Origin of the sequence: Ralstonia sp. 24A2, from assembly GCF_051783885.1 — a bacterium.
In the GTDB taxonomy this organism is placed as follows: domain Bacteria; phylum Pseudomonadota; class Gammaproteobacteria; order Burkholderiales; family Burkholderiaceae; genus Ralstonia.
In genome coordinates this window covers 508,585-533,084 of sequence record NZ_JBPVZD010000001.1, presented here as the reverse complement: position 1 = coordinate 533,084, position 24,500 = coordinate 508,585, and the positions used below count along the sequence as shown (strand labels likewise).

26 protein-coding genes, 1 other RNA gene and 1 riboswitch are annotated in these 24,500 nt (G+C 64.8%); of the genes, 11 read left to right on the top strand and 16 right to left on the bottom strand.

Annotation, left to right across the window (positions count from 1 at the left end; translation table 11 throughout):
• Window positions 1–2 precede the first annotated feature (2 nt).
• From cobT to ACS13N_RS02470, 5 genes are read right to left on the bottom strand one after another with little or no spacing between them, the layout of a single operon-like run.
• Entirely contained in the window at window positions 3–1,049 is a 1,047-nt protein-coding gene (gene cobT, locus ACS13N_RS02490) for a nicotinate-nucleotide--dimethylbenzimidazole phosphoribosyltransferase (protein WP_438930199.1), read from the bottom strand.
• 9 nt (window positions 1,050–1,058) lie between these two features.
• Window positions 1,059–1,679: a cob(I)yrinic acid a,c-diamide adenosyltransferase gene (gene cobO, locus ACS13N_RS02485; RefSeq protein ID WP_438930198.1), complete on the bottom strand. Its 621-nt coding sequence runs from the start codon at window positions 1,677–1,679 to the stop codon at window positions 1,059–1,061.
• Window positions 1,669–2,505, bottom strand: a complete 837-nt coding sequence (locus ACS13N_RS02480) for an ABC transporter ATP-binding protein (RefSeq protein ID WP_438930197.1) — start codon at window positions 2,503–2,505, stop codon at window positions 1,669–1,671. The genes cobO and ACS13N_RS02480 overlap by 11 nt, the downstream gene beginning before the upstream one ends.
• Window positions 2,502–3,509: a FecCD family ABC transporter permease gene (locus tag ACS13N_RS02475; RefSeq protein WP_438930196.1), complete on the bottom strand. Its 1,008-nt coding sequence runs from the start codon at window positions 3,507–3,509 to the stop codon at window positions 2,502–2,504. The genes ACS13N_RS02480 and ACS13N_RS02475 overlap by 4 nt, the downstream gene beginning before the upstream one ends.
• Window positions 3,506–5,398: a TonB-dependent receptor domain-containing protein gene (locus tag ACS13N_RS02470; RefSeq protein WP_438930195.1), complete on the bottom strand. Its 1,893-nt coding sequence runs from the start codon at window positions 5,396–5,398 to the stop codon at window positions 3,506–3,508. The genes ACS13N_RS02475 and ACS13N_RS02470 overlap by 4 nt, the downstream gene beginning before the upstream one ends.
• Window positions 5,399–5,523: 125 nt before the next feature.
• A riboswitch (cobalamin riboswitch) is annotated at window positions 5,524–5,775 on the bottom strand.
• A gap of 156 nt (window positions 5,776–5,931) precedes the next feature.
• On the opposite strand from ACS13N_RS02470, the gene ACS13N_RS02465 reads away from it, so the two are divergent.
• The 5 genes from ACS13N_RS02465 (at window position 5,932) to ACS13N_RS02445 (ending at window position 8,415) form a co-directional block, all read left to right on the top strand.
• Window positions 5,932–6,243, top strand: coding sequence for a hypothetical protein (locus tag ACS13N_RS02465; protein WP_438930194.1), 312 nt, complete (start codon window positions 5,932–5,934; stop codon window positions 6,241–6,243).
• 2 nt (window positions 6,244–6,245) lie between these two features.
• Entirely contained in the window at window positions 6,246–6,563 is a 318-nt protein-coding gene (locus ACS13N_RS02460; protein ID WP_438930193.1) for a cell division protein ZapA, read from the top strand.
• A 223-nt stretch (window positions 6,564–6,786) separates the two neighbouring features.
• A non-coding RNA gene (gene ssrS / locus ACS13N_RS02455) (6S RNA) lies at window positions 6,787–7,007 on the top strand.
• A gap of 141 nt (window positions 7,008–7,148) precedes the next feature.
• Window positions 7,149–7,619 carry an EVE domain-containing protein gene (locus tag ACS13N_RS02450; RefSeq protein ID WP_438930192.1) on the top strand — a complete coding sequence of 157 codons (471 nt, stop codon included), beginning with the start codon at window positions 7,149–7,151 and terminating at the stop codon, window positions 7,617–7,619.
• 94 nt (window positions 7,620–7,713) lie between these two features.
• Window positions 7,714–8,415 (top strand): SIMPL domain-containing protein, encoded by a 702-nt coding sequence (locus ACS13N_RS02445; protein ID WP_438930191.1) that lies wholly within the window; start codon window positions 7,714–7,716, stop codon window positions 8,413–8,415.
• 63 nt (window positions 8,416–8,478) lie between these two features.
• Here ACS13N_RS02445 and lgt read toward each other — a convergent pair whose 3' ends face one another.
• On the bottom strand, window positions 8,479–9,381 hold the full coding sequence (gene lgt, locus ACS13N_RS02440) for a prolipoprotein diacylglyceryl transferase (RefSeq protein ID WP_438930190.1): 903 nt from the start codon (window positions 9,379–9,381) through the stop codon (window positions 8,479–8,481).
• Window positions 9,382–9,395: 14 nt separating this feature from the next.
• Entirely contained in the window at window positions 9,396–10,328 is a 933-nt protein-coding gene (locus ACS13N_RS02435) for a LysR family transcriptional regulator (RefSeq protein ID WP_438930189.1), read from the bottom strand.
• A gap of 127 nt (window positions 10,329–10,455) precedes the next feature.
• Between ACS13N_RS02435 and ilvD the strand changes: the two genes are divergently transcribed.
• Both ilvD and ACS13N_RS02425 read left to right on the top strand, forming a co-directional pair.
• On the top strand, window positions 10,456–12,129 hold the full coding sequence (gene ilvD, locus ACS13N_RS02430; protein ID WP_438930188.1) for a dihydroxy-acid dehydratase: 1,674 nt from the start codon (window positions 10,456–10,458) through the stop codon (window positions 12,127–12,129).
• An 80-nt stretch (window positions 12,130–12,209) separates the two neighbouring features.
• On the top strand, window positions 12,210–12,662 hold the full coding sequence (locus ACS13N_RS02425; protein ID WP_438930187.1) for a DUF2938 domain-containing protein: 453 nt from the start codon (window positions 12,210–12,212) through the stop codon (window positions 12,660–12,662).
• Window positions 12,663–12,685: 23 nt separating this feature from the next.
• On the opposite strand, the gene ACS13N_RS02420 is transcribed toward ACS13N_RS02425, so the two are convergent.
• The 3 genes from ACS13N_RS02420 to ACS13N_RS02410 are packed head-to-tail and all read right to left on the bottom strand — an operon-like array spanning window position 12,686 to window position 15,076.
• On the bottom strand, window positions 12,686–13,111 hold the full coding sequence (locus tag ACS13N_RS02420) for a DUF2486 family protein (protein ID WP_438930186.1): 426 nt from the start codon (window positions 13,109–13,111) through the stop codon (window positions 12,686–12,688).
• On the bottom strand, window positions 13,108–13,536 hold the full coding sequence (locus tag ACS13N_RS02415; RefSeq protein WP_199032382.1) for a DNA polymerase III subunit chi: 429 nt from the start codon (window positions 13,534–13,536) through the stop codon (window positions 13,108–13,110). The genes ACS13N_RS02420 and ACS13N_RS02415 overlap by 4 nt, the downstream gene beginning before the upstream one ends.
• A gap of 31 nt (window positions 13,537–13,567) precedes the next feature.
• Window positions 13,568–15,076, bottom strand: coding sequence for a leucyl aminopeptidase (locus tag ACS13N_RS02410; protein ID WP_438930185.1), 1,509 nt, complete (start codon window positions 15,074–15,076; stop codon window positions 13,568–13,570).
• Between the two features lie 123 nt (window positions 15,077–15,199).
• On the opposite strand from ACS13N_RS02410, the gene lptF reads away from it, so the two are divergent.
• From lptF to ACS13N_RS02395, 3 genes are read left to right on the top strand one after another with little or no spacing between them, the layout of a single operon-like run.
• Entirely contained in the window at window positions 15,200–16,318 is a 1,119-nt protein-coding gene (gene lptF / locus ACS13N_RS02405) for an LPS export ABC transporter permease LptF (protein WP_438930184.1), read from the top strand.
• Window positions 16,318–17,511 (top strand): LPS export ABC transporter permease LptG, encoded by a 1,194-nt coding sequence (gene lptG / locus ACS13N_RS02400; protein WP_438930596.1) that lies wholly within the window; start codon window positions 16,318–16,320, stop codon window positions 17,509–17,511. The genes lptF and lptG overlap by 1 nt, the downstream gene beginning before the upstream one ends.
• The gene (locus ACS13N_RS02395) at window positions 17,511–17,891 is read left to right on the top strand and encodes a sirohydrochlorin chelatase (protein WP_438930183.1); all 381 of its coding nucleotides are present in this window, start codon (window positions 17,511–17,513) and stop codon (window positions 17,889–17,891) included. The genes lptG and ACS13N_RS02395 overlap by 1 nt, the downstream gene beginning before the upstream one ends.
• Window positions 17,892–17,918: 27 nt before the next feature.
• Here the strand turns inward: ACS13N_RS02395 and ACS13N_RS02390 are convergent, their stop codons facing one another.
• The 3 genes from ACS13N_RS02390 to ACS13N_RS02380 all read right to left on the bottom strand — a co-directional run bounded on the left by ACS13N_RS02390 (window position 17,919) and on the right by ACS13N_RS02380 (window position 20,217).
• Window positions 17,919–18,740, bottom strand: a complete 822-nt coding sequence (locus ACS13N_RS02390; protein ID WP_438930182.1) for a hypothetical protein — start codon at window positions 18,738–18,740, stop codon at window positions 17,919–17,921.
• A gap of 146 nt (window positions 18,741–18,886) precedes the next feature.
• The gene (locus ACS13N_RS02385; RefSeq protein WP_438930181.1) at window positions 18,887–19,291 is read right to left on the bottom strand and encodes a 5-carboxymethyl-2-hydroxymuconate Delta-isomerase; all 405 of its coding nucleotides are present in this window, start codon (window positions 19,289–19,291) and stop codon (window positions 18,887–18,889) included.
• 29 nt (window positions 19,292–19,320) lie between these two features.
• Window positions 19,321–20,217 carry a LysR family transcriptional regulator gene (locus ACS13N_RS02380; RefSeq protein WP_438930180.1) on the bottom strand — a complete coding sequence of 299 codons (897 nt, stop codon included), beginning with the start codon at window positions 20,215–20,217 and terminating at the stop codon, window positions 19,321–19,323.
• A 126-nt stretch (window positions 20,218–20,343) separates the two neighbouring features.
• Here ACS13N_RS02380 and ACS13N_RS02375 point away from each other — a divergent pair, with 126 nt between their 5' ends.
• Window positions 20,344–21,360: a zinc-dependent alcohol dehydrogenase family protein gene (locus ACS13N_RS02375; RefSeq protein ID WP_438930179.1), complete on the top strand. Its 1,017-nt coding sequence runs from the start codon at window positions 20,344–20,346 to the stop codon at window positions 21,358–21,360.
• Between the two features lie 7 nt (window positions 21,361–21,367).
• Here the strand turns inward: ACS13N_RS02375 and cobA are convergent, their stop codons facing one another.
• The 3 genes from cobA to cysD are packed head-to-tail and all read right to left on the bottom strand — an operon-like array spanning window position 21,368 to window position 24,492.
• Entirely contained in the window at window positions 21,368–22,174 is an 807-nt protein-coding gene (cobA, locus tag ACS13N_RS02370; RefSeq protein WP_438930178.1) for a uroporphyrinogen-III C-methyltransferase, read from the bottom strand.
• Window positions 22,175–22,231: 57 nt separating this feature from the next.
• The gene (locus ACS13N_RS02365) at window positions 22,232–23,539 is read right to left on the bottom strand and encodes a sulfate adenylyltransferase subunit 1 (protein WP_438930177.1); all 1,308 of its coding nucleotides are present in this window, start codon (window positions 23,537–23,539) and stop codon (window positions 22,232–22,234) included.
• 2 nt (window positions 23,540–23,541) lie between these two features.
• Window positions 23,542–24,492: a sulfate adenylyltransferase subunit CysD gene (gene cysD / locus ACS13N_RS02360; protein WP_048934575.1), complete on the bottom strand. Its 951-nt coding sequence runs from the start codon at window positions 24,490–24,492 to the stop codon at window positions 23,542–23,544.
• Window positions 24,493–24,500: the final 8 nt, after the last annotated feature.

Below are 24,500 nucleotides of genomic sequence, written 5' to 3'. Positions count from 1 at the left end.
CGTCATGCGCGCTCGCTCACGCCTGCACTGGCGAAGGTCGCCATCTCGCGCAGGAAAGCCACGGCAGACACGACCAGCGGATACGCCAGCACCGCCCCGCTGCCCTCGCCCAGGCGCAACGACAGCGACAGCAGCGGCCGCGCATCCAGCACCTCCAGCAGCGCACGATGGCCGCGCTCATCCGACACGTGGCCGAACACGCAGTAGTGCAGCACGTCCGGGGCCACGCGCGCAGCCACAAGCACAGCCGCCGTGGCGATGAACCCGTCGACGAGGATGACCATGCGGCGCTTGGCCGCCTCGATCACAGCGCCCGCAATCGCCGCAACTTCGAAACCACCGAAGCAGGCGAGCACGTCCAGCGGATCGCGCACGTCGGCATGTTTGGCCAGAGCGGCCTCCAGCGCGGCGCGCTTGCGGGCGAGACCTTCATCGTCGAGGCCGGTGCCACGGCCAACGCATTGCGCCACCGGCATATCGCACAGCCGCGCCATCAGACATGAGGCAGACGCCGTGTTGGCAATGCCCATCTCGCCGAATGCGATCACGTTGGTGCCGAGCGATGCATGGTGTGCCACGCGTTGCGCGCCAAGCGCCATGGCGCGGTCGCGCTCGTCGGCGGTCATGGCGGCTTGGTGGACATGCTCGTCGGCAAAGTTGCGGGTGCCGGGGCCAACCGGCGCGTCCACCAGACCCGGCGTGTCTGCCGTCCAAAGCGGCGCGGCCACGCCAGCATTGACCACTTCCAGCGCAAACCCATGCTGCCGGCTGAACACGTTGATGGCCGCGCCACCCGCGATGAAGTTCAGCACCATCTGCGCCGTCACCGCTTGCGGATAGGCGCTCACACCGGCATGCGCGACACCATGGTCCGCAGCAAACACCACCATGGCGGGACGCTTCAGCACCGGCGCTTCGGTGTTCTGGATCAGACCGATCTGCACCGCCAGCGGCTCCAGCCGCCCCAGCGCGCCAAGCGGCTTGGTCTTGCTGTCGACAGCGGCTTGCAGGCGGCTGCGCAGCGCCGGATCAAAAGGAGGAATCTGCATGATGAAAGGCTACAGTTCGACACCCGGCTGGGCCTGGATGCCTTGTGAAAATGCGTGCTTGACCAGCGTCATGTCGGTCACGGTATCGGCGGCTTCGATCAACTCCGGCGGCGCGCCGCGTCCGGTAATGACAACGTGCTGTGCGGCCGGCCGCGCACGCAAGTCGGCCAGCACCGTCTGCACATCAAGGTAATGGTATTTGAGCGCGATGTTCAGTTCATCCAGCAGCACCAGGCCGATGGACGGATCCTGCAGCAGTTCGCGCGCGCAGTCCCAGGCGGCCTGGGCTTTCTCGATGTCGCGCGTGCGGTCCTGCGTCTCCCACGTATAGCCCTCGCCCATCACGTGGAACTCGCATTGCTCAGGAAAGCGGCGCAGGAAGCGCTCTTCACCCGTGGGGATCGCGCCCTTGATGAACTGCACCACGCCCACCTGCATGTCGTGGCCCATGGCGCGGATCACCATGCCAAAGCCGGAACTGGATTTACCCTTGCCATTACCGGTATTGACCAGCAGCACGCCGCGCACGTCGGTGGCGGCGGCAATCTTGGCGTCCACCACGGCCTTCTTGCGCTGCATGCGCGAGCGGTGGCGCTCGTTCAGGCCATCGTTGTTGTCTTCAATTGTCATCGGGGTCGTCAGGAATCAGTGCTGTGCGGCGGCCGTCCGCCACCTCGGCAATCGGGGTGCGCAGCACGCGGGCGCAATGTTCAGGGGTGAGCACGTCGGCAGCAGGGCCGGCGTTGGTATGGCCCTCGCCATCCATCAGGAGGGCGTGCGTGGCAAAGCGGCGCGCGAGGTTCAAATCGTGCACGGTCAGCACAACCAGCCAGCCGTGATTGCGGCAACCGTCGCGCAGCAGGCGAAGCACTGCAATCTGCTGGTGCAAGTCCAGATGCGCAACAGGCTCGTCGAGCATGAGAACGTGCGAGCCCTGCGCAAACACGGCGGCCATGGCGACGCGCTGGCGTTCACCACCGGAGAGCGTGCGCACATCACGCTGTGCAAGCGGTTCCAGCGCAAGTGCGGCGATGGCGGCCTCCACGGCACGCGCATCGGCATCGCCCTCCCACTCCCAGCGCGCGAGGTGCGGGTGACGGCCGGTCATGACCGCCTCATGCACGGTCATCGGGAAGGTGTCATGCAACGTCTGCGGCAGGAACGCGCGGCGGCGGGCCATCGCAGCGGCAGGCCAATCCGAGATCGGCTGCCCGTCAAGCGCCACACTCCCGCCGTCCGCATCGCGCAAACCGGCCAGCACCGATAGCCACGTCGACTTGCCGGCGCCGTTCGGGCCAACCACGCACCAGAGCTGCCCGCCGGTGGCCGTCATCGACAGGCGCTCGATCAGCATGCGCCCATCAATGGTCACGCGCAGATCGCGCAGCGCGAGTTCAGGCACGGCGTCGGTTTCCACAAACGCTGCAGCGACAGGCGTACGGCGCAGCCAGCTCATCGCGTGCTCCGCATCAGCAGGTAGAGAAACGTCGGCACGCCCAGTAGCGTGGTGATCACGCCCACCGGCAACTGCGTCGGGGCGATCAGCGTGCGTGCAATCAGGTCGGCCAGCATCAGCAGGCCACCGCCGGCCATCACCGTGGCGGGCAGGTGGATGCGCACATCGCGCGTCCATGCCAGGCGCACCATGTGCGGTACCAGCAGGCCGACGAATGCGACGGAGCCGGCAATCGTCACCGCCACCGCCGTGCACAGCGAGGCCACCACGTAGATCAGCGTGCGCACACGCGCCACCGGCACGCCCAGCGCACGGGCGCGTGTCTCGCCAGTCAGCAGCACGTTCAGGTCACGCGCGTGCGGCAGTACCACGGCCACCGCCACAACGAGTGCGATCAACGCACCCACATAACGATCGGCACCACCCAGGTCACCGACCATCCAGAAGATCATGCCGCGCAGCTTGTTCTCGGGTGCGACCGTCAGAATGAGGGTAATCAGGCCAACCCAACCGGAGGCCATCACCACGCCACCCAAGAGCAGGCGCGCGTTGGCTTCACCCGGTTCGCCGCGCCACAGATGCTGGCGCGCCAGCGCCGCCACCAACGCCATCGACAGCAGTGCGCCGGCGCAAGCGCTCACCTGCACACCCCACCACGGCACCGAGAACAGCATCGCCGTCAGCGCCGCTACCGCACCGCCGCCAGACACCCCCAGCACATACGGATCAGCCAGCGGATTGCGCAGCAGCATCTGCATGAGCGCCCCGGCAAACGCCAGCAGCCCGCCGGCAGCAAATGCAGCGCCCGCACGCGGCAGGCGCAACTCGGTGACGATGCCCGCAGCCAGACCATCGCCACCGCCAATCAGAGCCCGCCAGACTTCGACGGGCGACAGCTTCACGCTGCCGAGCATCAAGGACGCCATCAGCACCACCACGCACGCGAGCGCCAGCAGCGACCACAGTCGCCAGGAAAAACCGCGTGCGGGCAGCGCAGATGTCATTGCTTCTTCGGCTCGTGCTGTTGCCACGACAGCGTGAAGAACACCCCACGCGATGCCGTGTTGTACGGATAGATCAGCTGGTAACTCTTGTTCGTCACGTTCTCAAGGCGTGCCGACAGTGCCCAGTCCGGCGTGATCTGGTAGCGGCCAACCAGGTTCAGCAGGCCATAGCCGCCGAGCGTCTTGGTCGAATCCTGGCGATCACCCGCGGCATTCCACTCCACGCCCGCCGAGAACGGCCCGAAGGTCTTGTAGGCCGACACGCTGCCGAAATGCCGTGCGCGGCGCGACAGCAACTGGTTGGCCGACAAGTCCTGCGGGTTCTGCATGGTAAAGCTGGCACGCAGGTCCACACCATAGATCGAACCCCGATACGAGGTCTCGACACCATTCACGCGTGCACGGTTCACGTTGGCTGCGAGGAAGGTGCCTGCCACCGGATCGAACACGCTGGTGATCAGATTGCTGTAGTCCGTCTCGAACACCGTCATGCGCACCAGGCCGATCGCGCCGCTGTATTCCACGCCGCCTTCCACCGAACGCGCCTTTTCGGGCTGCAGATTCGGGTTGCCGAAGAACGGGTAATACAGTTCGTTGAAGCTCGGCGCGCGGAAGGCATTGCTCACGCTCGCCACGGCCTTCCACTGCGGGTTGAAGGCGAAACCGTAACCAGCGTAGTAGCTGTTGGCACCGCCGAAGTCCGAGTAGCGGTCACGACGCACGTTCAACTGCAACTGGTGCGGACCGAACTTGCCTTCGTAGCCGATGTAGGCGGAATCGACATTGCGCGTCGGCACGTTGTAGGCATCGCTGTCGATGCTCGTCTGCAGATGCTCCAGGCCCACCTTGAGCAACTGATCGGGCATGAAGACCCAATCGTTCTGCCAGCTTGCCGTCTGGTTGCGCGTATTGAAGCGCGCAGGCACCTGCAGCACGCCGTTGGTGAAGTTCAGGCTGCGATCATCGCCCTGCGAAAGCGTCAGACGCGTCTTCCAGTCCTGTGTCACCTTGCCGTCCACGTAGGCCGACATCGAGCGCACCACGTTGTGCGCGATGTTGATGTCGGTCGGCTTGCCGAAGGCATTGTCGTAGCTGACGTCACCCCAGGTCTGGAAGTACGTCAGGCCCGCCTGCCAGTCCGCGGAGAACCGATGCGACAGTTGCGCCGACACGCTCTTGTTCGTGTACGGGTTGTCGTTCGGGTTGGCCTTCGGTGCCTGCAGCGGATTGATGGTCGAGAAGCCGCTGGTCTTGAACTCCGACACCGACACCGCAAACGACGTATCGCCGCCCTCGCCCAGCGAGCCGCTGATGCCGGCCTGCGCACGCTTGGTGTTGCGCGCGCCGTATTCGATCTCGGCATTGGCCAGCGGCGCGTGCCCGCGGCCGCTGCGCGTGAAAATCTGCACCACGCCGCCAATCGCATCCGAGCCATACAGCGCAGACACGTTGCCGCGCACGATCTCGATGTGGTCGATCTGGTCGGCCATCAGTTGCCCAATCTGTGCGCCGCCCGACGTGCCGGAAGCCACACGCACACCGTCGATCAGGATCAGCGTCTGGTTGGAGCCGGCGCCGCGCATGAACAGGCTGGCGTTAGTGCCCGGGCCACCGTTCTGCGCGATTTCGATGCCCGCCTCGCGACGCAACAGGCTCACCGCATCCGGCGCCTGCGAGCGTTCGATGTCGGCGCGGCTGATGACCGTGGTATGCGGCAGTGCATCCGACAAGGGCTGCTCGCTGCGCGAGGCCGTCACCACTGTCGGGTTCAGTTCGCCCACCGGCGTACTTGCCGTCTGTACGTTGCTTTGTGCCCAGGCCGGTACGACTGCACCCGCCATGACCCCCGTTAGTGCGCTGGCAAGCGCGCGCATGGCCGTCCGGGGCATCCGGAGTGGCCGCTTTGTAGTCAAGCTCATGTTGAAAAGACAAGAAGCGTCAGCCGGACCCGTTCCCCCGCGGGTCGCTGGCAGCAGGATCTCGATGCGGTTCCCTCCAGGGTCGCACATCAGCTCTGAGATCCACCGTCCTGGCCGGTATCCGGGCTGGCGAAGCGGCCTGCCCGCCTTCCCATTCCCAAAGGAACAGTGGCATATGGACAGCCCGCGCGGCGCCCTCCTCTTCTTGCGAGAGATGGTGGGCACACGCGACGTTCGCTTACCGTTGCGGGGGCAGCGCAGGTTGGCGCATCGCTTTGGGGGCGGCGCTCCCTGCTTCCCGTTTAACTGCAGATGGTGCTGCGGGCACCAGGACGGCAGCGAGTTTAACGGAAAAGGCTCGCCAGGCCCGCATCGCGCATGCCACAGTGCACCGATCAACACTTGTGCCCTCGCCGCCGCCTCGCCTTGCGCATCCGTATGGAGGACATGCGCAATCGGCATGATGGGCTAAAATCTCCCCACTCGATTCTGATTGACAACCGATGCTGAACGAACTCGAACACCTTGCCGACAAGATTGCGCGCGTGCTGCGTCACGCCGATGCACTTGCCGCCGAGAACCAGCGCCTGCGCGCTGAAGTCGAACGGCTTGCCGCGGAAGCCGAGGTCTCCAAGACCGAGCGCGACGCCATGGTGGCTGATCGCAGCGTGCTCAATGCCAAGATTGAAGAAGCGCAGCTGCGCATCCAGTCGATTCTCGACAAGCTGCCGACGGCCACCGACGCCCGCCAGCTTGACCTCCTCGGCCAGGCCGCCGGCGATGATGCCGCCACCGCCCCGCACTCGGAGACCTAAGCATGAGCAGCAAGCAAATTGAAGTGAACATCGCGGGCCAAGCCTACAAGTTTGCCGTTTCGTCCGACAACGAAGCCGCGCTGCGTGAAGCCGCCGCCATGGTCGACAACCAGATGACCCGCATCAAGAACGGCTCGAGCACCAAGGGCATCGAGCGTATTGCCGTGATGGCCGCCATCAGCATCGCGTCAGATCTGCTTTCGATGCAGCGTCAAGCCGCATCCGATTCGGCCCTGCCGATCGACACGATTCGCGCCAAACTGGCCGATCTGAACGCCCGCACCGACGAGGCACTGCGCCAGTACGGCGAGGTCATTTAGCGAAGGTCAAAATGTGTTTGTAACCGGATCGCATCCGGGCTTGGGTTCGGATGCGAACGGGTGTATAGTGTCACCCAATGGCTACCGGCAGTCTCCCGCAAACCCTTACACCATAAGGCTTTAGCGACTACAGACTCACAAGCCGGTTGCTCGTAATGAATCTCTCAGACGCATCGCCATGTCGTCAAAGACATACCTCCACAACGTGGTGATCCGTCTGACAGTTTCCCTGCCTGGTTCGCCATGGCCATTAATTCCTTGAACCGATAAGCAATTGCTTGGTGCGGGATATGCCGTGTGGGCGAGCGCGTCTTCCAGTGCATAGCGTGCGACGCAAGTCGTAGGCTCCCTGCGCCGGTGATGTACCCAAAATGCGGCTTCCGCAGCCTCTCTGAACCTCACTTGGGTTCAGGATGCGGGTCTAGCGGCCGAGGTGGGGACCCAACAAAAGGCGGTAGTGCACATGTGCGCTACCGCCTTTTTCTTTGCGCGTTTCCTTTGTGCATTCCATGATGCATCGCCAATAGCAAGGCCATAGCGCTATTGCTATGCTGCGCACACCATCACTTCCGCACGCCGCGCATCATGGCCGCCCAATACTGGTTGATGAAGTCCGAGCCCGACGAGGCCAGCATCGACACGCTGCACACCGAGGGCACGCTGCCCTGGACCGGCGTGCGCAACTACCAGGCACGCAACTTCATGCGCGACCGCATGCGCATTGGCGACGGCGTCCTGTTCTACCACTCGTCCTGCCCACAGCCTGGTATCGCAGGGCTGGCGGAGGTCTGCTCGACCAGCTACCCCGATCCCACGCAGTTCGACGCCAAGAGCCACTACCACGACCCGGCCTCCAGGCCGGAAGCACCGCGCTGGATGCTGGTCGACGTGAAGTTCGTGCGCAAATGCGCGCTGATCGATCTGCCCACGCTGCGCGCACAGGAATCGCTAGCCGATATGACCGTGCTCCAACGCGGCAATCGCCTGTCGATCACGCCGGTCACGCCGGCGCAATGGCGCTACATCACGACCAAATTGATGCGCGATTCTGAGTAAATGGCACGCAACGGTTGGGAATTGTTACAAACGTGATGAACGATGCGCGTTGTAGCCGGTCAGACGCATCACATTGCTTTTTTGGGAGAACACAATGAAATCTGTGCTGGCCGCAACCATTCTGGGGACCGCAATGATGACGACTGCCTTTGCGCAAGCTGCACCTGAGACGAATCATTCGGGCGTGCTGTCGCTGGATGCACAGGCCGTGACCGAAGTGCCGACCGACACCGTCACCCTCACGCTGGGTGCCGAGCAGGAAGGCGCGGACCCGGGTGCGATCTCCACAGCGCTGTCGCGCAAGGCCGACGAGGTGATCGCCCAGGCCAAGCGCACGTCCGGCGTGCAGGCAGAAACCGGCGGCTTCAACATCTACCCGAACACCAATCGCGACGGCAAGATCAGCACTTGGCGCGGCCATGCCGAAGTGCGCATCACGTCGAAGGACTTTGCTGCAGCCTCCAAACTGGCCGGTCAACTGGCCAACCAGATGCAGGTGCAGAACGTGAATTTCACGCTCTCGCGCGAGGCACGCACGGCGGCTGAAGCCAAGCTGATCGACCAAGCTGTGAACACGTTCCGCGACAAGGCACTGGCAACCACCAAGCTGTTCGGCTACACGAGCTACACGATCCGCGACGTGCACGTGAGCGAAGGCAGCAACAACCCTGGCCCGCGTCCGATGATGCGCATGGCAGCCGCGCCAGCTTCGTTCGATTCGGCACCGGTACCCATCGAGGGCGGCAAGGCACAAGTGACGGTGACCGTCTCCGGCGCCGTGCAGATGCTGAAGTAACGCATCCGCCAGCCATGAAAAAGCCACCGCAAGCGGTGGCTTTTTCTTTGCGTCGAAGTGACCTCAGGCGTGTGCCTGGGTTTTCGCGCCGTTGCCCGCGCGGCGATAGGCCCAGACCAGCATCGCGATACCGATGACGATCATCGGCAGCGACAGCCATTGCCCCATCGACAGGTTCGCCGCCAGCAAGCCGAGGAAGTTGTCCGGCTCGCGCGCAAATTCGGCGAGGAAGCGGAACACACCGTAGCCGAGCAGGAAGGCGCCCGACACCGCGCCCATCGGCCGCGGCTTGCGCGAGTACAGCCACAGCAGAATGAAGAACAGCACGCCCTCGCCGAGGAACTGGTAGATCTGCGACGGGTGGCGCGGCAGCATGTGGTACTGGTCAAACACGGCCTGCACGCCGCTGGTGACCGCCTGTTGTGCGTGCGAGAGCAACCACTCACGGTCTTCGCCCTGCGCCTGCGGGAACATCATCGCCCACGGCAGATTGGGCGAGGCCACACGGCCCCACAGTTCACCGTTGATGAAGTTGCCCAAGCGGCCCGCAGCGAGGCCGCACGGCACCATCGGCGCGATGAAGTCGGTCACCTGCATCCAGGAGCGGCCGCGCATGCGGGCATACACCATCATCGCCACGACCACGCCCAGGAAACCGCCGTGGAAGGCCATACCGCCCTCCCACACCTTGAAGATGTCGAGCGGGTGGGCGAAGTACCAGTCGGCCTTGTAGAACAGCACATAGCCCAGACGCCCGCCAAGGATCACGCCCAGCACGCCGTAGAACAGCATGTCGTCGAGGTCGCGGCCGCTCCAGCCTTCGGCGGCGATGTGCGGCTGGCGCGTGCGCAGCCGGCCGAACCACAGGAACATGATGAACGCCGCCAGATACATCAGGCCGTACCAGCGGATGGCGAGCGGCCCCAGATGCAGGGCGACGGGATCGAATTGCGGATGGATGAGCATGAATCCTGCGGGTTTCAGGTTTGTTTGTCTGTGTGCAGCTTGGCGACGGCGTCGGCGCTGGCCACGAACCACGGCAGCACCGGCGAGGCCGCGTCGCGCCGCCACACCAGCCCGGTCTCAATGAACGGGCTTGGCGCGGCGAGTTCGAGATAGACCACGCCAGTCCGCTGCAGGTTGCATAACGATGCAGGCACCAGCGCGACCCCCATCTCTGCGGAAACGAGGCTGACGATGGTCTGCATCTGGATGGCTTCCTGGCCGATGCGCGTGGCAGCCTCCCCGCCACCGTGCGCGGCATGATAGCCGGTAATGATGTCATACAGCGCAGGCGCAGACCGTCGCGGGAAGATGATGAGCGGCTCGGCCGCCGCATCGGCCAGCGCAAAGGGCTGGCCGGGCGCGATGCCCCACTTTTCTGCACGCGATGTGGGCACCGCTAGCACCAAGCGCTCCCGCACCAGCGGTCGATACTCCAGCTCACCGGGGACAGAACCCGCGTGATGCGCAATCACCACGCCCGCATCCACCTCGTCGGCCAGAAGCGCTTCGATCTGCACATCGCTGGTGGCTTCACGCAGCTGGAACTGCACATCCGGGCGGGCGTCACGGAAGTGCCGCAGCACGGCAGGCAAGATGCCGTAGTCGGCCGTGCTGACGAAGGACAGCGACAGCGAGCCTACCTCCCCGCGCGCAAGCCGCTGCGCCAGCGCTGGGAGTGCACCCGCCTCGGCCAGCACGCGCCGCACCTCGACCAGCCACCGCGCCCCCACCGGCGTGAGTGCCACCGAGCGCTGCGTGCGGTGGAACAGCGTGACGCCCAACTCCTCCTCCAGCGCACGGATCTGCTGCGACAGCGGCGGCTGCGTCATCGACAGACGCTCGGCTGCGCGGCCGAAATGCAGCTCCTCGGCGACCGTCACGAAATAGCGAAGTTGGCGCAAATCCATAGTGGCGATTGATAGTTTTTTCGACTCAATAATCGCTCAATAATATATTTGACGCGCCTTTTTCCCAAGCGCATGCTGGGCGCCACGCTGTTTCCTATAACGACATACCCGCCCCACGGAGACTCCCATGCCAGACAACAAGCGTTCGCAGCACATCACCCAGGGCGTGGCGCGCTCGCCCAATCGCTCGATGTACTACGCGCTGGGCTACACGAAAGACGACTTCAACAACCCGATGATCGGCGTGGCGAATGGCCACTCGACCATCACGCCGTGCAACTCGGGCCTGCAGAAGCTGGCCGATGCGGCGGTGGCCGCCGTGAAGGATGCCAAGGCCAATCCGCAGATCTTCGGCACGCCCACCATCTCCGACGGCATGTCGATGGGCACGGAGGGCATGAAGTTCTCGCTGATCTCGCGCGAAGTGATTGCCGACTGCATCGAGACCTGCGTCAACGGTCAGTGGATGGACGGCGTGATCGTCATCGGCGGCTGCGACAAGAACATGCCGGGCGGCATGATCGCCCTGGCGCGCACCAACGTACCGGGCATCTACGTGTACGGCGGCACCATTAAGCCCGGGCACTGGAAAGGCAAGGACCTGACCATCGTGTCGTCGTTCGAGGCCGTGGGCGAATTCACCGCTGGCCGCATGAGCGATGAAGACTTCGAGGGCATCGAGAAAAATGCCTGCCCGTCGAGCGGCTCGTGCGGCGGCATGTACACGGCCAACACGATGAGTTCGTCGTTCGAGGCACTGGGCATGTCGCTGCTGTATTCGTCGACGATGGCGAACCCGGACCAGGAGAAGGTCGACAGCGCGGCCGAGTCCGCGCGCGTGCTGGTCGAAGCCGTACGCCGCGACCTCAAGCCGCGCGACATCATCACGCGCAAGTCGATCGAAAACGCCGTGGCCGTGATCATGGCCACCGGCGGCTCGACCAACGCGGTGCTGCACTACCTGGCCATCGCCCACGCGGCGGAAGTGGAATGGACCATCGACGACTTCGAGCGCGTGCGCCAGCGCGTGCCCGTCATCTGCAACCTCAAGCCGTCGGGCCAGTACGTGGCGACGGACCTGCACGAGGCCGGCGGCATCCCGCAGGTGATGAAGCTCCTGCTCAACGCCGGCCTGCTGCATGGCGATTGCATCACCATCACCGGCAAGACGCTCGCCGAAGAACTGGCCCACGTGCCGGACCAGCCGCGCGCGGATCAGAACGTGATCCTGCCGATCGACCGCGCGCTCTACAAGGAAGGCCACCTCGCCATCCTGAAGGGCAATCTGGCCGAGGAAGGCGCCGTGGCGAAGATCACCGGCCTGAAGAACCCGGTCATCACCGGCCCGGCCCGTGTGTTCGACGATGAACAGAGCGCGATGAGCGCCATCCTGGGCGACCAGATCCAGGCCGGCGACATTCTCGTGCTGCGCTATCTGGGGCCCAAGGGCGGCCCAGGCATGCCGGAAATGCTGGCGCCCACATCCGCCATCATCGGCAAGGGGCTGGGCGAGTCGGTGGGCTTTATCACCGATGGGCGTTTCTCGGGTGGCACGTGGGGCATGGTGGTCGGCCACGTCGCGCCGGAAGCGTACGTGGGCGGCACGATCGGCCTGGTGCATGAGGGCGATTCGATCACCATCGATGCGCATCAGCGCCGGTTACAGCTGAACGTGCCCGACGATGAACTCGCCCGCCGCCGTGCCGCGTGGAAGCAGCCGGCACCGCGCTATACGCGTGGCGTGCTGGCGAAGTTTGCGAAGCTGGCCGCGCCGGCCAGCAAGGGTGCCGTGACGGACTGATCTGGCAACAGCCGTCCCCAGGCTGCACATGGGGACGGCGCCTCCCTCCCAACATCATGTGGAACACGACAAGCGCCGCCGTGCTGATCGGCGTCGGGGCAACCGCCCTGATGGATAGTTGGATTTACACATTGCACCGCGTATTCAAGCAGCCGATGACGAACTGGGCACTCGTCGGACGCTGGTTCTGGCACCTGCGCACCGGCAAAGTCTTCCACGACGACATTGCCCTCGCCAAGCCTTACGCGCATGAACTGGCGTTCGGCTGGTTCTGCCACTACGCCATCGGCATCGCCTATGCCGTCATCCTGGTGCTGATCGCGCCTGATTGGTTGGTTGCGCCTGCGTTGTTACCGGCCTGGATATTCGGCATGGTGACAATCCTGCCGGGCTGGTTTCTGCTGCATCCGGGCATGGGAGCGGGCTGGGTGGTATCCAAGCGCAGCAACGCCACGCAGCTCCGCTGCCTGAGCCTCCTGAGCCACAGCGTCTTCGCGGTCGGCCTGTATGGCGTGGCGCGACTTGCTCAGTAGGTACGCGTATCGTTAGATGTTGCTTAGCGCGACGGCGGCTTGCGCTGGTCGGCCAACGCATCGTCCAGCGCAGCACCCAGCCAGTCCATCAGGCGAGCTTCCAGCGTGCGCGTGAGATCGGCAGCCAGTTGCTCGGTCAGCAGCGAGAGGCGCGATTCCAGCGCCGCGCGGCATTGCGCCTCGATCAGCGTCGGCCATTCGGATTGAAAACGCCACATCACCTCGCCCATCACGCGCGCGGCGTCTGTGCCGGCCGGCGGCAGGGCGGAGGTAGGCGCCAGGCCCTGCTCGCGCAAGACAGGCGGCACAGCAGGTGTAACAGGGGCAGCAGTTGGAGAAGGCGCGGCGGCCGGAGCAGCCACCGGTTCAGCATCCTCCAGCTCGACGATCTCCGTCAGAACGGGGATGTTGTTGTCCGCGGGGGACCCAGAGTTGCGGCCGTCGGTCATGCGCGCCCCACGTCGTGGTGTTGGATCGGATAACCGCGGTCGCGGTAGAAGCGGAAGCGGTCGCGCGCGGCGGCGCGGTCCGCATCGTCATCGCCGACGATCTCGATCAGCCGGGCAAAGCGCGCAAACAGCGGCGGCGGCTCGTGCGACAGGTTGACCAGAATGTCGTGATGCGGCGCGTCGTCCAGCGGCTCGGCGGCATCGGCCAGCAGGATGGGCGTCTGCGCGGCCAGCGGGTGCCGCAGGCCGCAGTGCGGCAGAAAATCGAGCTGACTGAAGGTCCACAACTGTGTGTCGAACGCTTGCAGTGCAGCCTGATCCCCCACCACGATCACCTTCTGGCCCGCGCCGTAAGCCTTGCGCACGAGCCGGCAGGCATAAGCCAGCTTGCCGGGCACGTTGCTGTGAAAATCGACGCGGGTCATGCGGCTCCTCGGCTGACTTGGCTCGCTCGGCTCAAGCGCGGTCCATCAGGAAGCGCGTCAGCAGCGGCACCGGGCGGCCCGTGGCGCCCTTGGCTGCGCCGCTCTTCCAGGCGGTGCCGGCGATGTCGAGGTGGGCCCAGTCATACTTCTCGGTGAAACGCGCCAGGAAACAGGCGGCCGTCACGCTGCCGGCCGGGCGGCCGCCGATGTTGCCCATGTCAGCAAAGTTGGACTTGAGCTGCTCTTGGTATTCCTCGTCCAGCGGCATGCGCCAGGCGGTGTCGAGCGATTGCTTGCCAGCTGCGATCAGCGAATCCGCCAGCGCATCGCTGCGGGCGTACATGCCCGTGTTGATATGGCCGAGCGCGATGATGCAAGCGCCGGTGAGCGTGGCCACGTCGATCACCACGGCCGGCTTGAAGCGCTCCACATAGGTGAGCGCATCGCACAGGATCAGGCGGCCTTCGGCGTCGGTGTTCAGGATCTCGATGGTCTGGCCCGACATGCTGGTGACCACGTCGCCCGGCTTGGTGGCGATGCCGCTGGGCATGTTCTCGCAGGTCGGCACCACGGCGATGATGTTCTGCTTGAGGCCCATTTCGGCCACAGCACGCAGCGTGCCCAGCACCGAAGCGGCGCCGCACATGTCGTACTTCATCTCGTCCATGCCCTCGCCCGGCTTGAGCGAGATGCCACCCGTGTCAAACGTGATGCCCTTGCCGACCAGCACGACCGGTGCCTGCTTGGCCGGGCCACCCTCGTAGCGCAGCACGATGAACTGCGGCGGCTCTTCACTGCCTTTGGTCACGGCCAGGAACGCGCCCATCTTCAGGGCTTCGATCTGCTTGCGGCCGAGCACTTCGACCTTGAGCTTGAAATCCTTGGCGATCTGGCGTGCGGTGTTGGCCAGGTACGTCGGCGTGCAGATGTTGGACGGCAGGTTGCCCAGGTCACGCGTCAGGTCCATGCCGTTGGCGATGGCGGTGCCGCGCGCGGCGGCCACGCTGGCGGCCTTGGCGTCAGCAGCCGGCACGGTCAGCACGGCCTTGCGCAGACCAACGCCGTTCTTGTCGCCCTTGCTCTTCAGTTCGGGATGGCGCGCGATGAAGCGGTAGCTGGTCTCGCGGATGAGCGTGACGGCGGTCAGCACGGCCCAGGCGGTGTCCTTGTCGCGGGCGGTGTGCTCGGTGAGCGTCCACGTCACGTTGGCGGCCTTGGTGCCGGACAGCGCGCGCAGTGCCGTGCGCACGGCTTCGGCATAGGCGCGGTCGGTGAAGTCGGCTTCCTTGCCCAGGCCGACCAGCAGTACGCGGGCGGCGCCCACGCCGGCCACTTCGTGCAGCAGCAGCGAGGTGCCACGCTTGCCTTCAAAGTCGCCCAGCTTGATCAAGCGGCCAACCAGGCCCTTGGTCGCAACATCCAGCGCCTTGGCGGCGCCAGCCAGGGTCTGCGACTCGAACAGACCGATCACGAGGCAGTCGCTTTTGGCTGCCAGGGCGCCCGCTTTGGCCCAGTCCAGGGCTTTTGTGCTAAATTCCATCGCGCTTCTCTCTATGAGGCGAGTCAACGAAAGCCCACATTATCCGCGATTTTGCGCGGGGGCTCCGATGGAACCCACATCGCAACACGTTGATCCTGACCTCGCCCTCCTTCCCGCATCCGCATGATTTTCGAACAAGCCCTGCGACGCGAGCTGTCCTTTACCGCCGGCGCCGTCTTCCTCGTGCTGCTGACGTTCATGCTGACCACCCTGGTGATCCGCATTCTCGGCATGGCCGCCAATGGTGAAGCCAACCCGAACGACGTCCTGCTCCTCATCGGCCTGGCTACGCTGGGCTACCTTGCAATTCTCTTATGCGCCACGCTCTTCATCTCGGTGCTGCTGGTGCTTACGCGCTGGTACAAGGATTCCGAGATGGTGGTGTGGTTCACCTCCGGCATCAGCCTGACCGATTTCATCCGCCCGGTGCTGCGCTTCTCGCTGCCGTTCATCGTGCTGGTGGCGCTGCTGGCGCTGTTCGGCTGGCCGTGGGCCAACCAGCAGAGCGCGCTGTTCCGTGACCGCTTCGAGCAGCGCGACGTGCTGTCGATGATCTCCGCCGGCCGCTTCATCGAGCCCTCACACGGCAACTACGTGCTCTTCATCGAAGGCGTGGACTCCGGCATGAAACACGCCCGTAACCTGTTCGTGGCCAACGCCTCGCAGGACAAGATCGGCGTGGCGCTGGCCCAGACCGGCGAGTTCAAGACCATGCCCAACGGCGACCGCTACGTCGTGCTCGACAAGGGCCGCCGCTATGAAGGCAAGCCCGGCCAGCTCGACTACCGCATCGTCGAGTTCGATAAGTACGGCGTGAAGGTCGCCAACAAGCCGCCGCAAGCAGACGCCAACCAGCCGACCAAGAGCCGCTCCACCAAGGACCTGCTCGCCAACCCGACACCCGAAAACCTGGGCGAGCTGGTCTGGCGGATCGGCCTGCCGCTGCTGGCGCTGAACTTCGTGCTGATCGCCATTCCGCTGGCCTACGTCAACCCGCGCCTGGGCCGCTACACGCCGATGATCTTCGCGGTGCTGATCTACCTGACGTATTCGAACTTGCTGAACCTGTCGCAAGCCTGGGTCTCGCAGGGCAAGATGAACGTGTTCATGGCCTGGTGGCCGATCCACCTGGCAGCCTTCATCTGCGCGGTGCTGCTGTTCCGCTTCCGCCATTACAGCGCGGCCGGCCTGAAGGGCATCTCCGCCCTGCTCGGCTTCTCTGCAAAGAAGGCGGGCGCATGATGAAGATGCCGGTCTACGAGAAGTATTTCGCGCGCCAGATCTACGGGGTGTTCGTCTTCATCCTGTTTGCGGTGCTGGCGCTGTTCATCTTCTTCGACATGCTGGGCGAGCTGGGCTCGGTCATGGGGCGCTACACCACGCTCATCGCGTTCTTCCACGTGATGCTGCAGGCGCCGACGCGTGTGTATGAAGTGATTCCGGTGGCGGCGCTCATCAGCGCCATCTATGTGTTCTCGCAGATGGCGAGCCAGTCGGAGTTCACGATCTTCCGCGTAGCGGGACTCGATACGCGGCGCGCGCTGATGTCGCTGTTCAAGATTGCGCTGCCGCTGGCGCTGGTGACGTACATCTTCGGCGAATTCATCGGTCCGAAGGCGGAGCAGTATGCGCAGAAGGTGCGGCTCGAAGCGCTGGGCGCCACGGTGTCGGCGGGCTTCCGCTCGGGCGTGTGGGTCAAGGACCGCGGCCCGGCCAAGCCGGACGGCAGCGGCGGCGAGGTGACACGCTTCATCAACGTGGGTGCGTTGCAGGCAGACCAGTCCATCCAGGGCCTGCGCATCTATGAATTCGATTCGGACTACCGTCTGAGCACGATCCGTGTGGCGCAACAGGCGCGATACGAGGGGCATCAGAACTGGCAGTTGAGCAACGTGACCGAGACGCGCTTCATCGAATTCCCGCGCAAGCCAGCGACCGGTACGCCACAAGACAACGTACAGGCCGCACCTGGCGCACCCGATGCGCTGGCGCCGGATTTCCGCGGCGAACAGCTCTCGGTGGCGCAGCAGGAGATGCGCTCGGAACTCACGCCGCAGTTGCTGTCGGTGCTGATGGTCACGCCCGACCGCATGGCCACGCTGGACTTGTTCCAGTACATCCGCCATCTGCGTGACAACAAACAGGATTCACAGCGCTACGAAATCGCGTTGTGGAAGAAGGTCGTGTACCCGTTCACCGTGCTGGTGATGATGGCGCTGGCCCTGCCCTTTGCCTACCTGCACGCCCGTGCTGGCGCCGTCGGCCTGAAGGTGTTCGGCGGGATCATGCTGGGTCTGTCGTTCCAGCTGGTGAACAACCTGTTCTCACACGTAGGGCTGCTCAATACGTGGCCAGCCATTTTCACGGCCATCGTGCCAGGCGCCCTGTATCTGGCATTCGCGCTGGTGGCGCTACGCTGGGTGGAGCGTCACTGATGACCGCGCGCGCGCTCGTACTGTTTGCGCATGGCGCGCGCGATGCCCGCTGGCGCGAGCCGTTCGACCGGCTGCGCGAGCGCCTCGCCGCTCAGCAACCCGATGTCGACGTCCGCCTCGCCTTTCTTGAATTGATGACGCCCGAGCTGCCGGGCACGATCGACGAACTTGCTGCTGCCGGTGTGCAGCACATCACCATCGTGCCGGTGTTCTTTGGCCAGGGCGGCCACTTGCGGCGGGATCTGCCGGCGCTGGTCGAGCGCTGCGCACAGGCCCACCCCGCCCTCTCCATCCGTTGCGCCGATGCCGTCGGTGAAGACGACGCCGTGCTCGATGCGATTGCCGGCTATTGTGTGCGGCAACTCACCTCGCCAAGCTGATCTGCCGTCCGCCGGCAGCCCCCCCTTTCAGGGCGGCAGAAGAGCGCCCCCGCCGTTGCCGCAAGCCCCTTGGGGGTTGATACTCCCAGTAATCGGCATCAACGAGGTCAGATCCACCACAGCGCGACCGAAATCGACACGCGTTGCATACCTTGGCATCGCGCCTCCCTGACAGCGCATGTATGGGAGCAGTTGCCCGGCGACCGAGCCGATCGTCGGCGCCACCTGCCTCAAGAGATCCCCGAAGATGCCCGCGGGCGGCGGCGCGGGCAGATACCGCTGATGAATGGGGCTGTATGACGCGGCATTCTCGCCCGCAGCAGCAAGAATCGGCGCAAGTTGATGGTTCAGATGAGCAACGCCAGCGTTGACGCTGATGGGTGTCACACGCCGGGTCAGCATCTGCGGCGACGCCAGCTCAGCCGGATCATCGTGTTCGCTCAGTTCTGCCACCAGAGCCGAGGTCAGGATCGATACGTTCACAATCGCCTCGTCCTCATCGGCCGGCAGTTCTGGCAGCACCGAATAGAGCGTCGGGTCATCACCGCTGGCGTCGTCTGCGGTGACCAGCAACGGAGCAGTCAACCCGGTCAGCGGAATCTCGTAATGGCCCGCGCTGTCAGTGACCGTGCTCAGCGTCCTGCCCTGGGCATCGGTCACCTTGACTTGGGCACCCGACAAAAGCTCGCCCATCGCCACGGTGCCGCTCATGATGCGCGGGGCCGATGTGGCGCTCGCACTGTCGCCACCACCACCGCACGCGGCCAGCGTCGCGAACACTGCAACAACGGGCATCAACGCCCCAAGACGCACGGCGGAAGATTGAATCGACGAATGGGTAGCAGGCATGGCATGGGGCTGGAGATCCCGCACTCAGGCGGAGGCGGCCTGGATACTCCCATGGCAACCATGCTGGCTCAAGCGCGCAAGCGCGCGGTGTGTACGACTGGTGCGGGTGTCTCACCAAGCTTTCGCCACGTCTCACGCAACCCCGTCTAGCCACCCTCGGCTTCGAGCTGCGCAAAGCGCGCGTGCACGTTGTTTTCAACGTGGAAACCGTGGGTGTCGAACTCCACCAACTCCAGCGTCAACCCGAGATTGCGGCGTGCAAACACGTCAGCCAGATGCGCGCGCAGGGCGGCGAACAATTCCGCGCAGATCGGCCCGGTCACAGCCTTGGGCCGACCGGCCTTGATGCGGAATACCACGTGGACGAAGGCATCGTCCTCAGCGCCGTCTGCCATGCGGTAGTGGTCTAGGCGCAGCGCGCGTGTGCGGATGCCACCGGTCGGAAACACATCGGCATGGCGGATCAGCACGCCGTTGAGCAAGCGCATCAGCTCGGGGATGCGCGCGTCAACTTCAACGTTGGCGGTGTACTCGATGATGACGTGCGGCATCGCAGGCGTCCGAAGAAGGGGTTAAGTGATTAACGCGCCGCGGCGGCCTCGGTGGACATCGCCAATTCGAGCGCATCCACCACGCGCGCCAAACGCCCGAGTGACGGCGCACGCTGCACGCAGACATCCCATTCCGATGGGGCCGAGGTGAGCTTGTGCACCGACAGCATGCCTTCGGCAATCTGCGGCCCGATCAGCCGCACAGGCGCGAACCCGAGCCCAAAACCCTCTGCCACCAACGCATGCTGCAGCGGCACGGATTGCACTTCGGCGGCCACGTTCGGCGTCAGGCGGTCGGCCTCGTAGCGGCCCAGCAGCCAGGCCCGCATCTCGCACCCGGCCGGATTCAACACCCAGGCTTCCTCCGTGACTTGCCCCATCGACAACGTCGGTGGCAGCTTGCGCGAGGGCGCGGCAATCAGGCTGACGGGCTCTGTGCCGATCACGCGGATGTCGGCATCGGCGTGATGGCCACGCGCGTTGGCTGGTGCCAGCCACAGCGCGACGTCCAGCTCGGCGCGCTTCAGACGATCACGCAGCACGCCACCCCACTCGCAGCTCAGGCGAAACGACACGCCCGGATAGCGCGTGCGCAGCCCCGACAGCAAGCGCGCAAACCGCGCATCGCTCACCGCATGGCTGACGCCCACGCGCAGCGCCCCCTCCGGCTCGCCGGTGGCACGTACAGCACCGCGCAACGCCTCAAATTCACCGACGATGGTGCGGCAGCGTGCCAGCACGGCCTCGCCCTCGGCAGTCAGCCGAAACGGTTTGACGCGCCGGTCGAACAGCACGGTATCGAGCGCGCGTTCCAACCGCTGGATCTGCTTGGTGACGGCCGGTTGCGTGAGCGGCAGATGCTCAGCCACGCGGGCAATCGACCCGGTCTGTGCCAGCAGCACGAAGGTACGCATCTCTTCAAGCATGACGACATTCCCAATCGTTATGTTTTCTCTGAACAAATTGAATTGGATTCATCTTAAGCGACAGGCCACAGTATCGCCAGACGCGCTTTTGCGTTGCTTTCCTCTCCCAACAACCACGAGGACACCATGAAAGCCCTGGCACTGATCGACGGTTACGGCATCGACGCCCTGCGCGCCATCGAGCGCGACGACCCCACGCCCGCCCACGACGAGATCATCGTGCGCACACGCGCCGCCTCGCTTAACTTCCGCGACCTGGAAATCGTCTCCGGCAAGTTCTTCACGCGCTTTCCACTGCCGCTGATTCCGCTGTCGGACGGTGTGGGCGAGGTGGTGGCCGTTGGTAGCAACGTGACGCGCGTGCGCCCCGGCGATCGAGTCGCCGGCACGTTCTGGCAGCGCTGGGACGGCGGCGACTTCCGCAACGCCGACACGCGCCGCATGCTCGGCGGCCCGATCGACGGCTGGCTGGCCGACACCATCCGCCTGGATGCGGGCGGCGCAGTGGTGGTGCCACCGCACCTGAGCGATACCGAAGCCGCCACCCTGCCCTGCGCCGGACTCACCGCATGGCACTGCCTGATCGAAGCGGGCAGCCTGCAGCCGGGCGAAACGGTGCTCGTGCAAGGCACGGGCGGTGTGTCGATGTTTGCGGTGCAGTTCGCGCTCATGGCGGGGGCACGGCCCATCGTCCTGTCGAGCAGCGATGCGAAGCTCGAACGCGTGCAGACCCTCGGCGTGCCCAAATCCGACACGGTCAACTACCGCACCACGCCCGAATGGCACGAAGCGGTGCTCGCGCGCACGGATGGCCGCGGTGTCGATCACGTCATCGAAGTGGGTGGCGGGGGCACGTTTCAGCGCTCGCTGAAAGCGCTGCGGGTGGGCGGACAGATCCACCTCGTCGGCTATCTGGCTGGGCGCGAGGGCGGCGTGAGCCCGCTGGAGATCTTCGCGCGCAAGGCGGTGATCCGGCCGGCGTCGGTCGGCTCGCGGGCGTCGTTTGAAGCGATGAACCGGGCGCTGGCGGTACACGGCTTGCACCCGATCGTCGATCAGGTGCTGCCGTGGCAAGACTCGGCGGAGGCGTTCCAGGTGATGGAAGCCGGGAGAGTCTTTGGGAAGATCGCGCTGACGTTCTGAGCGATGCTCAGGCCGCCAGAACGTGGGGCTCGCTGGAGACGGCTTCAGGCGCAGCGTTGGTTGCACGCGCGGCAAACGCATCGCCGATCATCAGCAGGCTCGGGTGTTCCGGGTTGATCCACTCAGCAGCAGCGCCATCGGCCATCTGCTGCAGCGTGAAGCACGCCGAGCGCTGTTGCGGCGTGGTGGCGGCCTCAACCACCCAGGCGGGTGTCGACGGTGCGCGACCACGGGCGATCAGGTCGGCCGCGATGGAGGCGGCTTGATCGCGGCCCATGTAGTAGACGAGCGAATCGGCCTGCGCGGCCGGTTCAGGCGTGATGTTCTCCGGCTGCGGCGTATCCGGATCGGCAGCCTTGGCCTGCGTGACGAACGCCACGCTGCGAGCGACGCCGCGCTTGGTCAGCGGTTGGCGAATCGCCGAAGCGGCCGCCAACGCAGCGGTGATGCCCGGCACGACTTCGTAATCGATGCCGGCCTGCTCCAGCGCTTGCAGTTCTTCATCGGCACGGCCGAACAGCATCGGGTCGCCGCCCTTGAGGCGCACGACGCGCTGGTACTTGGTCGCCAGATCAACGAGTTGGCGGTTGATGAAGCGCTGCGCGGTCGAGCGCTTGCCGCAACGCTTGCCGACCGCAATCAGCACGGCCTGCGGGCAATACTGGAAGACCTCGGGCGAGACCAGGGCGTCGTGCAGCACGACCTCGGCTTCGCCCAACAATCGTGCACCGCGCACCGTGATAAGGTCCGCGGCACCGGGGCCGGCACCAATCAGGCTCACGCGGCCGAGTGTCTTGTGGGTCTTCGCTTCCATTTGCCTAGCTTCCTTCGCTTTTTCCTGCGGGGCGCAGATTACCGTACCCCATTCACTTTAGGAAAATGCACGGATCATGCCTGCCGCCACCGTATGGTGCGTCGCTTCGTCCACCAGGATGAAGGCGCCGGTGGCCGGGTTGTCGCCATACGCATCGCAGACGATCGGCTTCTGCAGGTTGATGTTGACGGTACCGATGTCATTCAGCGCAATCTGCTTGCGGCCGGTTTCGTGCGACAGCGTGTGCACGTCCAACACGCGCTCGACTTCCGACACGCGGGCGAACACGGTGGCCGTGGTGTGCTTGAGTACGTACTTGCGGGCCGGGTTCAGCTCGTGTTCGTCGAACCAGCAGAGATCGGCGTGCAGTTTCTTAGCGGCGTTGGCAGCCGTGGTGGGCGCTGCGACGATGGTGTCGCCACGCGAGATGTCCACGTCGTCCGCCAGGCGCACGGTGATGGTCTCGCCGGGACCAGCGGAATCAGCAGCGCCGTTCGGCGTCAGCACTTCGGCCACGGTGGTCTCGCGGTTGGCGGGCAGCACGCGCACAGCCTGGCCGACGCGCACGGTACCGGCTTCCACACGGCCCATGTAGCCGCGGAAGTCATCGGCTTGCGAGCCATCCTGGCGTGCCACGAGTTGTACCGGGAAGCGCAACGCATCGTCACCAGTCGGCGCCGTCTCTTCCACCTTCAGGTCTTCCAGCAGCGCCAGCAGCGGCTCGCCTTGGTACCACGGCATGGCTTCGGACGCGTGCACGATGTTGTCACCGCGCAGGGCCGACACCGGCACGTAGCGCACATCGCGCAGGCCGAGTTGTGCGGCCAATGCATCGTAAGCAGTGCGGATTTCGTTGAAGCGCGCTTCGCTGTAGTCAACCAGGTCCATCTTGTTGACGGCCACGATCACGTGTTGCAGCTCCAGCAGCTTGACGATGGCCGAATGGCGCTTAGTCTGGGCCAGCAGTTGCGCCTTGCCATCCACGGTCGTCACGCGCGTGACGTCGATCAGGATGATGGCAGCGTGCGCAGTGGATGCGCCCGTCACCATGTTGCGCGTGTACTGCTCGTGGCCCGGCGTGTCGGCGATGATGAACTTGCGGCGTGCGGTCGAGAAATAGCGATACGCCACATCAATCGTGATGCCCTGCTCGCGCTCGGCTTCCAGGCCGTCGGTCAGCAGCGAGAAGTCGATGTCTTCGCCGGCGGTGCGCTTGTTCTTGGCGCGCGTGAGCGCTTGCAACTGGTCGGTCAGCACAGCCTTGCTGTCGTACAGCAGACGGCCGATCAGCGTGCTCTTGCCGTCGTCGACGGAGCCAGCGGTGATGAAGCGCAGCAGCCCTTGGTGCGATGTTTGGTTGCTCATGATCAGAAATACCCTTCCTTCTTGCGCTTTTCCATCGAGGCTTCGCTCGTCTGGTCGTCCATGCGCGTGGCGCCGCGTTCGGTGATCTCGGTGATGGCCGTCTCGGCGATGATCTCGGCCGGCGTGGCAGCCGTGCTTGCCACCGGGCACGTGCAGCTGATGTCGCCCACGGTACGGAAGCGCACCGACAGGACTTCGCTCTCGTCGCCATCGGCCTTGGGCGTGATCGGCGTGACGGGCACCAGCAGGCCGTTCTTGCGCACGACTTCACGTTGATGCGCGTAGTAGATCGGCGGCAGGGCGAGGTTCTCGCGGGCGATGTACTGCCACACGTCGAGCTCCGTCCAGTTGGAGATCGGGAACACGCGCATCTGTTCGCCTTGCGCCATGCGGGCGTTGTACAGGCTCCAGAGTTCCGGACGCTGAGCCTTCGGATCCCACTGGCCGAACTCATCGCGGAACGAGAAGATGCGCTCCTTGGCGCGGGCCTTCTCTTCGTCGCGGCGGGCGCCGCCCATCAGGGCGTCAAAGCCGTGCGATTCGATCGTTTCCAGCAGCGTGACGGCCTGTGCGGCGTTGCGCGAATCGGTTTCCTTGCGCAGACGGACCGTGCCGCGCTTGATGGAATCTTCCACATGGCCAACCACTAGGCGCGCGCCGAGCTCAGCCACGCGCTGGTCGCGGAACTGGATCACTTCCGGGTAGTTGTGGCCCGTGTCGATGTGCACCAGCGGGAACGGCAGTTCGATCTTGCGATCGCCCAGGCGGAAGGCCTTGAGCGCCAGGTGCAGCATGACGATCGAATCCTTGCCGCCCGAGAACAGCAGCGCCGGGTTGCGGCACTCGGCCACCACCTCGCGAATGATGTAGATCGACTCGGCTTCCAGCCAGTCGAGATGCTCGTTCTGCACGGGCGTCAGTGCCGTGCCGGGGATTTCGCTCATGACTCCCATGTTCCTTT